We start from the raw sequence: 11,652 nt of genomic DNA, 5'->3' as shown, positions 1-11,652 counted from the left end.
ATGCCGCTGCTCGTCATGGCGAACATGCAGCAGAAGCTCGAGAAGGTCGAACAGCTCAAGCTGTTCGCCTTCATGGCCAAACTGCAGGCGGACGACGCCCTGCCCGGCTTGCACATCGAGCCGATGGTCAACGCTGCTGACGCGCGCGCCCGCACCGGCCGTGTCGACCAGGGGCTGCGGGCGGTGCTCTACAAGATCGAGGTGCCGTCCGGGCCGACGACCTACGTCTGCGCGGGTGTGTACGAGCACGACGAAGCCATCAAGATCGCGAAGTCGCAGGTACTCCGGGTCAACCCGGTCAACGGGGTGACGGAACTGATCGCAGCGCCTGCGCCGGCGGCACCGGCTGCCCAGGCGGCCCAGTGGGTTCCTCAGCCGCCGACGTCACAGAAGCCGTTCCTCGACCAGTTCGGGTACACGGCTGAAGAACTGACGAGCTCGCTCGGATTCGACCTCGAGACAGCCGAACGACTCCTCGCGTTCGCCGCCGAGGACGAACTCATGGCCTTCGCGGAGTCGTTGCCGAACCAGTGGCAGCAGAACGCGGCGCTCGGTCTCGCGGTCGGTGACTCGATCGAGGGGATCAAGACCTCACTCGGACTCGGCGGCGATGAGCCCGAGGCCACTGTTCAGTCGGCGGACGAGCATCCCGCGGAAGTGGCACCCAGCGTCACGGTGGAGGAAGCCGAGGCTTCGCAACTCCTCGAATCGCTCAAGCGACCCGCGTCGCAGATGCAGTTCACGTTCGTCGATGACGACGAAGAACTCCGCCGCGTCATCGAGGGTGGCGACTTCGGAGCGTGGCGGGTGTTCCTGCACCCCGAACAACGTGCCTACGCAACGCGCGTCTACAAGGGGCCGTTCCGCTTGACCGGAGGCGCCGGGACAGGGAAGACGGTGGTCCTGCTGCACCGAGCTCGAGAACTCGCCGGGGACACGAACGCGCGGATCGTCCTCACGACGTTCACCAGGACCCTCGCCGGGATGCTCGACCGAGACCTCCGACGTCTCAATCCTCAGCTCCCTCGTGCAGCGCAGCTCGGCGAAAGCGGCATCCTCACCGCGGGAATCGACCAGCTCGCGCACGCCGTTCGGGACGCCGCAGATCCGGCCGGCTGGGAACAGGCATCGATCGACGCCATCGGTTGGGATGCCGAGCGTTCCACTTCCCTGGTCTCGAACGGCACTGGCTGGGACGAGGCAGTGTTCGACGCCAAGCCCGACCTTCCCGGTGAGCTGCGGTCACCCGCTTTCCTGGAGAGTGAGTACCTCCAGGTCGTCCTGCCGAACGGTGTGACCTCACGGGCGGCCTACTTCGCCGCACGACGTCCCGGCCGTGGGGTGGCACTCGACCGGGCGAAGCGCGCACAGGTGTGGTCCGTCGTCGAGCAGTTCCGGCGCAACGCACGCACCCACCGTCGGCTCGCCTGGGCGGAGCTGTCGTCAGTCGCGGCCGCGTACCTCGACGCTCACCCCGAAAAGCGCCCCGCAGACCACGTCCTCGTCGATGAAGCGCAGGACCTGACCCCGAGCCACTGGACGATGCTCCGCGCGCTCGTCGGCGAGCACGGCAACGACCTGTTCGTCGCCGAGGACTCGCACCAGCGCATCTACGGGCAGCGGGTCGTGCTGTCACGTCTCGGCATCAAGATCGTGGGCAGGTCGCGGCGCCTCACCCTCAACTACCGGACGACGCAACAGAACCTGCGATACGCACTCGGCGTGCTCGAAGGCGGCGACTTCACGGACAGCGAGGGAAGCCCGCAGGAGGAGCAGGGGTATCGATCCGCGCGGCTCGGGCCCGACGTGCGGGTCCGCGGACACCAGACGCCCTCGGCGCAGTACGACGCGCTGGCGCAACAGCTCGAGGGCTGGACAGCTGGGTCGGGCGATGTGGAGTCGATCGCCGTGCTCGTCCGGACGAAGAGCGCGACAGAGACAGTGGTCCAGCAGCTCGCCACCCGCGATGTGCCCGCGACGGAGAAGTCCGCACGCGGCAAGGTCCGGGTGATGACGATGCACAGCGCCAAGGGCCTCGAGTTCTCCCGGGTCGTCCTGTTCGACGTTTCCGAGGGTGTCGTCCCGAACAAACTGGCCCTGCAACATGCTGCGCCCGAAGAGCGAGCCGACGCCGAACTCAGGGAACGATCACTGCTGTACGTCGCCGCCAGCCGTGCTCGCGACGAGCTCGTCGTCAGCTGGCAAGGAGCGCCATCCCCGCTCCTTGCACGCTGAGCACCTCTTCGCCGTGATGAATGAAGTCGCCCTCACGAAGATGGTCACAGCGCTCGTACCGACCATGTCGAGGAGCCTGGCCGAGCAGTTCAACGTGTTCCGGGTGATGCACCACGGCACACACGAGAAGCAGTTGTCGAACGTGTTCGCCTGGCTCCTGAGTGTCGACGCCACGCACCACCTCGGGGACGCGTTTCAACGCATCCTGCTTGCTCGCATCAACTCGGCTCTGTCTCCTGGTGAGCAGCTGCCGCTCGCCGGGTTCCGCGTGCTTCAGGAGGTCGACACGACGACCGCTGCCGACCCCGGCAAGGACATCGCCGACATCGTCCTGCTGCGCGACGACACAGCGGTAATGATCGAGAACTTCGAGTCATCGGACGGCCACGGGCACGACTATGCGAGCTACCTTGCCTACGGCAGCGCGAACCGGCGACGGAGCGTCGTCGTCATGCTCTGCGCCCGTCGGGAACGCCATCGCCTGTCGATGGGCTGGGAGGATGCCGTCGTCGTCACCTACGCCGAGGTACTCGATGACCTCCGGGCGCACCTCGATGCTGATCGCAGGTGGCGTGGCGCGAACCCCCGCCAGGACGTGTTCATCGACGAGCTCATCGATCAATTCGTGGAGGGACCGCAGGCGGTGACATTGCAGGAACAGTTGGAGTTCATCAAGACGATGTGCGAGACCGGCGAGTCCGCTCGGTACGGGCGGCGCCCCGTCGCGTCAATCGCGGAGGACTTCGCGGCGCAGATCGCCCTGCACGCTCAGCGGCAGTTCGAGGACAGCCGTAGCACCCTCGGCTCGGTGAAACGCACCTTGCGCCAGCACGCGGTGCGCGTGGTCCGTCCCCGGGTGAACGAGCTCCTCGGTGCTGACACGGTCCACTCCGTGTCGGCGAACTTCCAAGGGCAGTGGGAGTGGTGTTCGACACTCGTGACACCGAGAAGTAAGCCGAACATCTTCCTGGAGTTCGGGCCGACCGCCGTGACGGAGAACGAACGAGCCCCAGAGCCCGTGAGCGAGCCCGACTACTCGAGGGTGTTCGTCACGCGGCAAGCAGGAGCGGGGATCGACCGCATCGAGCAGACGGACGTGACCCTGGAAGAGGTCCTCGCGGGGCTAGCCGACGACGACCAACGCCTGGTCGACGTCGTCGCCACCCTCATCCGTGATCATCCGACCCTGTCTTGATCACCGAGCTTGTACTCTCCGCGCGAACACCGACGACAACTGACGGGTGATGTGAACGACTGACTGATCGAGGTCGAGCGCGTGTTGTCGCACTTCCGGTCCGTTGATGACGGCGACGCGACGCGGCTCGTCCTCGCCCGCCGCGTACAGGAGGTGACCCCGTGACAACCCGAACCTCCGGCAGTACGCCGCCATCTGGTACAGATCAGCGTTCGGGTACTGCCCGTGCTTCTCCACCTTGTACTTCACGTCGATGCACGCCCGCACCTCGCCATCGACCACCCACACGAGGTCCGGCGCGATCTTCACCGTCCCCTCGACATCGAGCGTCGACTGGTACTGCGACACGAGCACTCCCCCGTACGGCTTGAACGCCTCGCGGAGCGCAACCGACACGAAGTCCTCGAACACCGACCACATGTCGACGAGGAACCCGGAGGCGACGACCGAACCGGCCCGCTGCTCGATCGACGACCCGGACAGCACGAGCGAGGCCAACGCCAGCGCCGACGAGTACCGCTGGTTCCGCCGATCCGGCCGGACGACCGGTACCGGAGCACCGACCGGGATCAGGGACACCCCGTCGAGCACCCGGACGATCCGCTGCAACGCCCCGAGGGCGTCGGCCGGCACCCCGGGCAGCCGGAGGAGCCGAGTAGCAGCGGTCAGCAGCACCTGGTTCTCCGCGATGTCCTCGACGTAGTCGTCGAACGACACCTCGACCGGCAGCGGCTGCCCACCCCGCCGCGTCAGCTGGTCGCCGATCCGCCACCGTCCGCGCACGAGCGGTAGCGCGTCCTCCCGCGTCACGTACCCGCGGAGCGGCCCTCCTGCGAGCGCCCGCGAGGCCTGCCGCACGAATGCGTGCGCCAACGCCGGGACGAGGTCCTCGTCCTCCTCGAAGCCGAAGTCGTCCTCGGTCCAGATGGCACTCCCGGCGCGCGCGTACCCGAGCATCGCGAACAGCCGCCGAACGGACGTCTTGGGCTTGAGCCAGACTGTGTGCCCGGCGATGCGGACCACCCCGACCTTCCGGACGCCGCTCACGCAGAACTCATCTGCGCCGAGTGTCGGCGCGACGGTCGCGATGTTCGCCGACGCCAGACCGACGGCCACCGCCCGCGGAAGCCGGTGCACCACCGGCTGGTCCGCCTCCCGGAGCTCAATCGTCGACGGAAGCACCTTCGGCCCCGTCGGCAGTTGAGGACGGGGCTTGGCGACGCAGCGTTGCCAGGCCGTACCGAGCCTCCAGATCGACACCTTCGCCGTAGTGGTGCTCTGCGAGGAGCGGCAGGATCTCGTAGCGCCACACGTCCTGCAGGCCAGTTCCGCCGAGATCGCGCATCAGGAACGACGGGCCCACCTTGGCGTCGTGGTCCTGAATTTGCGCGTTCAGTCGCATCAGGAGGTCAGAGCGGTCGTCCTTGAGGCCTTTGGTCGCCGCCCAGCCCGCCAGCACGTTACGAACGGGGTCACGTTCCGGGTGCAGCTCGATGAACGCGAAGCGGCGCCGCATCGCGGCGTCGAGCATCGCGATCGAACGATCGGCGGTGTTCATCGTGCCGATGACGAAGATGTTGCTCGGCAGGGTGAACGGCTCGTCGCTGTAGAGCAGTGAGATCTCGCTGTCGCGGTACTCGAGCAGGAAGTAGAGCTCGCCGAAGACCTTCGCGATGTTGCCGCGGTTGATCTCGTCGATCACGAGGAAGTAGTTCGCCTCGGGATTGGCGGCGGCGGCGTCTGCGAGACGGCGAAGCGGACCCTTCCGGAGGGTGAAGGCGAGGTTGCCGCTGTCGTCGTTGGCGACTGGGCGGAAGCCCTCGAAGAAGTCCTCGTACGAGTAGGTCGGGTGGAACTGCACGATGGTGGTCTCGCCATCGGTGCCGTCCGTCACGTGCTTCGACAGCGCCTGTGCGAGGAACGTCTTGCCCGTGCCGGGAGGTCCGTAGAGGATGACCTGCTTGCGGCGCTCGACGAGATGGAGGGTCTCTTGCAGCCACAGCTCGGGCATGTGCAATCGGCTGGCCAACGTCGACGTCACGGACGGGAACGGATCGCGGGGGTCCGAGCGCAGCGCAGGAATCGGCGCAGGCGGAACGATGTGTTCCTCATGCTGCTTGGCGGGTGCCAGCGGCTGCCATCGGCTGAGTAGAGGCTCGACGTAGAAGAGTGCGGGCCCGTTCGCCTTCTCTTGTAGGGCGATGGTCACCTGCTGGAATGCGGCGTCGGGATCGTCGTCGGCTTGCCCCTCGATCTCCCCGACGAACGCCGTGGTGATCGCTCTCCGCGCATCGGCGGAGATGACCTCTCCGAAGACGCCGGGGTGCACGAGGTAGAGCAACTCATTCCGTTGCGTCGGGAAGCTCTTGTCCGGCAACGCGTCGACGAAGTCGCGCCATGCCCAAGGGTCGTCGAGGGCATGACTGCGGTCCTCGTCGGGCAAAGAAACCCAGTGGACAACGCAGTTCACGACGAACGACATGGCTCGGAAGAGCTGGACCGACATCGCGGTCCCAGGGTTGAAGGACCAGGCACGGAAGGCGTCTTCGATCTCGGACGGGATCGTGACGGGGTGTGTCATCGTCTCGAGCAGGAGGGTGACCCGTTGCCGCTTCTTGCGTTCCCCTGGGTTCTGAAGTGGGAGGACCTGCCAGCAGATCAGTTCCGCCATCAGGAGTTTCGCGTCGTCCGAGGCACCCTCGAACTGCCCGACGAGCTTCGCGCCGAAGTCGTCCCCAGCGATGTCCGGTTGATCGATGAACCGGGCGACGACCTCCGCGACCACCTCCGAACGCCAGACCTGACGGCCCGGAGCGAACACCGAGTCCATCATGCGGAGGCCACGTTCGACGAAGAGTTGGCCGGTCGTCCTGACGGTCTCTGCACGCGCGTCGGGCGGCACGATCTCTGACTGGAGGCGGGCCTGGCGGTCTTCGCGGAGCGTGCGCTGGAAGGTGCGTTGCCGTTCGTTGAGCTCGTCGCGGAAGCGCTCGAACGGAACGTCGTCACCCGACGCACGCCGGCCCTGATCCGTGAGGTGCCACTCGCCGCGGACGGGCTTCGTCAGGTACCCGGCTTGCACCATACCGGCGGACCCCCAGAAGAAGTCGGACTCGCCCTGTGGCTTCCCCTTCTGGTTCGCGTCGAGCTCCACACCCTCCAGCGGCACTCGGGCACGAGCGGCTTCCCAAATGTCGATGCGGCTTCCGATTCCACCGTGCTCGTCGAGGACACGAAGGGCCTCTCGGAGCCGATTGATCCGGTTCTCGGAACGGCTCATGCTGTTCTCCTGCGTCTCGCGGCCAGCGGACCGTCCGGGTGGTCCGGGTGGTCCGGGTGGTCCGGGTGGTCCGGGTGGTCCGGGAAGCGTTTCCCCGCGCCGGGTTCCGCCTTGACCATCGGTCACGTTACTTGGGAACCGGGCGACTCGAGCAGAACACCCCCGACCATCGGCCAGGGATGGGACAACCGGCTGTGGGCTGTCGCTCGTTCGGACTAGTTTGCTTCCCACCACTCGCCGAGCACGACGGAGGAACGTCAATGGTGGAACCGCTCAACCCGGAGGCGGTCAAGAACGGCATCGCCAAGACCTTCGGCAGTGTCAGTAGAGCTGCGCGCGACACCTCGGCGCTGCTGGTCGACCGGGCATCCGAGGCGAAAGACAAGACGGTCCGAGCCGTCGGAGAGCTCGCCGCGCGCGATGACGACGAGGCCTCCTACGAGCACGCAATCGTCGCCTACAACGCTGCGTTCACCGCGATGAACGACTCCGGCTTCTCGCTCCTCCGTCAACGGGAACGGTCGTCGGACATCCTGGAACTCGTGGAACTGCTGATCAACAGCATCGCGAACACCCCCAAGAACTTCGCCACTGCCTTCGAGGCCGTCGAGCTCCAGCGAACCGCGTTCCTCGACGCAGAGGAGTTCGCGCGCCGGGACCTCGCTGCTGCGCGAGCGTCAGCTGCAGGTGCTGGCGCTGGCCTGACCGCCGGCGCGGCCGTGGCCAGTCTTGCGCCGACGGCAGCCATGTGGATCGCGACGACCTTCGGTGCCGCCTCCACCGGTACAGCAATCTCCACTCTGTCCGGTGCTGCGGCGTCGAGCGCCTCGCTCGCGTGGTTCGGCGGCGGTGCAGTGGCGATCGGCGGCGGTGGGACTGCTGCCGGCAGCGCGCTCCTCGCCCTTGCAGGTCCGATCGGTTGGACGGTCGCGGGCGCGGCGCTCCTGACGTCGGTCGTGCTGTTCACGAAGAAGAAGCACGACAACCGCGAGGCGAGGCACAAGGCCCTCACTGCGGTCAAGGAGAACACTGCGGCGGTGGCGCGGCTGCGGGCCAGGATCGAGCACCTGCTCGAGCGATCCGTCTCCGTGCGCGAACTGCTCCGGAGCCGCTACGTGGAGTCGCAGGCGTTGTTCGCGCAGGACTTCCTCGAACTGTCGACGGCCGACCGGACGCGGCTGGCAGCGCTCGTCAACACAGCAATGGCATGCGCAGCCCTCCTCAGCGAACGCGTCATCGGCGAGGACGCCGATGTCTGACACGCGTGAGCCGGTGTCCGCGATACAGGAGCAGGCCACCGCGGCCTGGGTCGGTCGCCTCAACCAGGTCCGCCTCGACTCCTTGATCGAACGACTCACCAAGCAGGACGTCAATCTGTCGGACGCCCTCGCACACATCGACGAGGCGTTGCAGAAGATCGATCTGGAGGTCGTCGCGACGAACCGCGGCGGCACGAAGGGCATGCATGGCTTCATCGCTGAAGTCGCGGAGGTCGGCATCGGCAACGCTCGCGCTCGCGTGGTCGGCGCGGACGCCGCGTACAAGTGGGTCAACGACAACGGGCCGGTGGACCTGCTCCGCGGAGGTCAGGCGATCCAGCAGAAGTTCGTCGCCGCTGGTGGCCGTCTCGGACTCGGAGCGATCGCCGAGCACCTCGAGCGGTACCCGTCCTTCGTCGCGGACGGGGGTCGCTACCAGATCCCGGCGGACCACTACGAGGTCATCCGGACACTGCATGCCATGCCCCGAGAGGAGGCAGGCAAGCTCGTGTCCGGCGCAGCGGACAGTCCGTCGTTCCGGGACTGGAAGCGTGTTCAGGCGTTCTTCGCGACGAACGAGCTCGACGTCGACGCACTCGAAGCCTCGACGCTTGACTACAAGGACGTGCAGCGAGGGGTTTACGGTGCCTCGTTGGAGGCCGAAGAGGACTCGCTCCGCCGGACTGATCGCGAGCTCCGAGATCGGGCGCGAGCGGAGAGCGGCCCGTCGCTCCGCGAGGGAGCGCAAGCCACGCTGGTGGCTGCAGCCATCGAGGGAGGCAGTGCGTTCGTGCTCGCCGTCGTCGCCAAGCGCCGTGAGGGCACGAAACTCGCGGAGTTCACCGCCGACGACTGGAAGGAGATCAGCGGACTTAGCGGTCTCGCAGCCGCGAAGGGTGGCGTCCGCGGCGCGGGGGTCTATGCGATCACCAACATGATCCCGACGTCCGCCGCGGTCGCGAGTTCGGTCGTCACCGCTGCCATCAGCGTCGCCGAGCAGGCACACAAGTTGCGCAGTGGCGAGATCACAGAGGCACAGTTCCTCGAGAACGCGGAGTACGTCTGTCTCGAGAGTGCCGTCGGCGCTCTGTCGGCCTTGGTCGGGCAGGTACTCATCCCAGTGCCGTTGTTGGGCGCGGTGATCGGCACCACGATCGGATCGGTCATGTACCGAGCCGCAGCCGCTTCGCTCGACCGACGTGAGGCCGAGTTGATCGGCGCCTTCCGCGACGAGCAGATCCAGCTCGATGCGCACCTCGCAGCCGAACACCAGCAGCTCCTCGAACACATCGGTATCAGTACTGCTCGGTACATCGAGGTGCTCGACCTCGCTTTCTCCCCCGACCTCGGGCTGGCGCTCCAGGGCTCGATCGCGCTCGCTGCTCACGTCGGCGTCGCTGCCGACCAGATCCTCGACACCGAAGACAAGACGCTGTCGTACTTCGTCGACTGAAGCCGGACCGCAAGAGGAACGCACCACTCGTCCCCCTAAGTGGTGCTCCCGCTGTTCGTCCCTCGCCCCCGAGGATGAGTCAGCGCCGCCCGTTCCGGGGACCGCAGGCGGCGCTCGTCTCGACGCGTCCCCGAGGGGCTCAGGGCATGACGATCGCAGGGGAATCGGCAAGCGTCGAAGCACGCCGTCAGCGCGGCAGAGCAAGCGAGCTCCGCCGCCAGGCCGACGAGGCCGAGCAGCGCGCCGGTCGATTCGAGGTCGCTCACCGCACCGAGGCCGAGACGGCACGCACGCTCGCCCCCCTCGCCGGCATCGGCTACCACCTCCTCGCGGACCGCCGCTGGCCAGGCAGCAGTAGCGCGAACGTCGACATGGTCGTCGTCGGCAACTCCGGGGTCTGGATCGTCGACACGAAGGCCTGGCGGGAGGTCGCGATCGACAACGACCGCATCACGCGTGGCCAGGAGGACGTCACGGACGACGTTGCCCGCCTCGCCGACCTCGCGTGGGACACCGAGAAGGTCCTGGCCGACATCGGCCTCGCTCCCGGTGAGGTGCACGCCGTCGTCGCCCTCGCGGGCAAGAAGGGCATCGAGGCGCGAGTGGCCTCGGTCGACATCGTCGGCACGCACGACCTCATCAGACACATCACCCGCCCGAAGGCTCGACTCTCCCCCAGGCGCGTCGACGAGGTCCTCGCCGCCGTCATCTCGCACTTCCCGGTGATGGACGGCGCGGCCGCGAGTATCCAGCAAGTGATCGTCCCGCAGATCGTCGTCCCTCGCGCACCCGAGCCGCAACCGGAGCCGGTCGATCAGGACGAGCTCGACCGTCAGCTCCTCAACGGCATCCTCGAGGCGCCGATCGAGGAGTGGATGGCCTCGCTCGACCCGGCACAGGCGAAGCTCGTCCGTCGCAGCTTCAACGGTCCGGCCCGCATCCGCGGGGCAGCCGGCACGGGCAAGACCGTGGTCGGCCTGCACCGGGCCGCCTACCTGGCCCGTTCGACGGGTGGCCGCATCCTCTTCACCACTTACATACGAACGCTGCCAGCAGTGCTCGAGTCACTCCTCGAGCGCTTGGCCCCGGAGATGATCGGCCGCGTCGACTTCGTCAACGTGCACGCATTCGCCACCCGCCTCCTCAAGGAACGCGGGATCGCGTTCCGCACGCCCGGACGGGAGGCCCAACTCGCGTTCGCCGATTCGTGGAACGCGATCAGCGCCTCCAGTCCGTTGAAGGCGACGCGCTTCACGCGTCGCTACTGGGAAGAGGAGATCAGCCACGTCATCAAGGGACGTGGGCTGACCCACTTCGACGAGTACGCGGAGCTCGCCCGCGTCGGGCGAAAGCACCGGTTGACCGTTGACGACCGGCAGGCCGTGTGGGACCTGTACGAGGCGTACTCGACCGGTCTCCGCGAGCGCGGGGGCTGCGACTGGGAGGACGTGATCCTCCTCGCCCGCGACGCCCTGCGGGAGGTCCCGCTCGACCGGTACGACGCGGTGATTGTCGACGAAGCGCAGGACCTGTCGTGCGCGATGGTCTCGCTCTTGCACTCGCTCGTCGGCGACCGCTCCGACGGGCTCACCCTCATCGGCGATGGGCAGCAGACCATCTACCCGGGCGGCTACACCCTCGGCGAGGCCGGCATCAGCCTCGCCGGACGCGGTGTCGTGCTCGACGTGAACCACCGCAACACGGCGGAGATCCTCGAGTTCGCGAAGCAGATGGTGGCCGACGACCAGTTCGTCGACATCGAGGGCGTCGACGGCGCTGGCGACTCGGTCTCCGCTGTGACGCGCTCCGGACCGCAGCCATGCATCAACCGCTTCCGCAGCCGGACCGAACACGACGACGCGCTGCTCGCCCGGGTGGAGGAGGTCCTCCGACTGGTGGGCACGGGACGCGGTGACGTCGGCATCCTGACGGCGACGAACCCGCAGGCCGACAAGGTGATGGCGCTGCTCGCCGACGCCGGGGTGCCGACCGTCTCGCTGAAGAACTACGCCGGCAAGAGTTCCGACATGATCCGTGTCGGCACGATCAAGCGGGCGAAGGGCCTCGAGTTCAAGCAGGTGCTCCTGCCGCACGTGCCGGCCAAGCTGCTCGCCGACCCGCCTGTGACGGAGTCCGAGGCAGCGAAGGAGCGGCGCGAGCTCGACCGGCGGGAACTGTACGTCGGGATGACGCGGGCGCGGGACGGGCTGTGGGTCGGGGTGCGGTGAGG

The 11,652-nt window shown here is 67.2% G+C and carries 7 protein-coding genes; 5 read left to right on the top strand and 2 right to left on the bottom strand.

Translation table 11 applies throughout. The features are described 5' to 3' along the window. Together DEI84_RS14055 and DEI84_RS14050 are read left to right on the top strand one after the other, a co-directional pair. Positions 1–2,235, top strand: coding sequence for a 3'-5' exonuclease (locus DEI84_RS14055; RefSeq protein WP_110891307.1), 2,235 nt, complete (start codon positions 1–3; stop codon positions 2,233–2,235). Between the two features lie 16 nt (positions 2,236–2,251). Continuing rightward, the gene (locus DEI84_RS14050; RefSeq protein ID WP_110891326.1) at positions 2,252–3,430 is read left to right on the top strand and encodes a PD-(D/E)XK nuclease family protein; all 1,179 of its coding nucleotides are present in this window, start codon (positions 2,252–2,254) and stop codon (positions 3,428–3,430) included. Here the strand turns inward: DEI84_RS14050 and DEI84_RS14045 are convergent, their stop codons facing one another. Both DEI84_RS14045 and DEI84_RS14040 read right to left on the bottom strand, forming a co-directional pair. Further along, positions 3,431–4,567: an McrC family protein gene (locus tag DEI84_RS14045; RefSeq protein ID WP_181420473.1), complete on the bottom strand. Its 1,137-nt coding sequence runs from the start codon at positions 4,565–4,567 to the stop codon at positions 3,431–3,433. Between the two features lie 25 nt (positions 4,568–4,592). Further along, positions 4,593–6,710 (bottom strand): AAA family ATPase, encoded by a 2,118-nt coding sequence (locus tag DEI84_RS14040; RefSeq protein ID WP_110891305.1) that lies wholly within the window; start codon positions 6,708–6,710, stop codon positions 4,593–4,595. Between the two features lie 38 nt (positions 6,711–6,748). Between DEI84_RS14040 and DEI84_RS14035 the strand changes: the two genes are divergently transcribed. The 3 genes from DEI84_RS14035 (at position 6,749) to DEI84_RS14025 (ending at position 11,650) form a co-directional block, all read left to right on the top strand. After that, complete coding sequence (locus tag DEI84_RS14035; protein WP_220032902.1) at positions 6,749–7,969, top strand: hypothetical protein; 1,221 nt, start codon at positions 6,749–6,751, stop codon at positions 7,967–7,969. After that, a complete protein-coding gene (locus DEI84_RS14030; protein WP_110891303.1) occupies positions 7,962–9,422 on the top strand; it encodes a hypothetical protein in 1,461 nt (486 codons plus the stop codon). The genes DEI84_RS14035 and DEI84_RS14030 overlap by 8 nt, the downstream gene beginning before the upstream one ends. Positions 9,423–9,568: 146 nt before the next feature. Beyond that, positions 9,569–11,650 carry a nuclease-related domain-containing DEAD/DEAH box helicase gene (locus DEI84_RS14025; RefSeq protein WP_110891302.1) on the top strand — a complete coding sequence of 694 codons (2,082 nt, stop codon included), beginning with the start codon at positions 9,569–9,571 and terminating at the stop codon, positions 11,648–11,650. Positions 11,651–11,652 lie beyond the last annotated feature (2 nt).

It is taken from the genome of Curtobacterium sp. MCBD17_023, assembly GCF_003224415.1.
Classification (GTDB): Bacteria; Actinomycetota; Actinomycetes; order Actinomycetales; family Microbacteriaceae; genus Curtobacterium.
The sequence above is the reverse complement of the archived record's forward strand: the minus strand, read 5'-3'. Positions and strand labels throughout refer to the sequence as shown.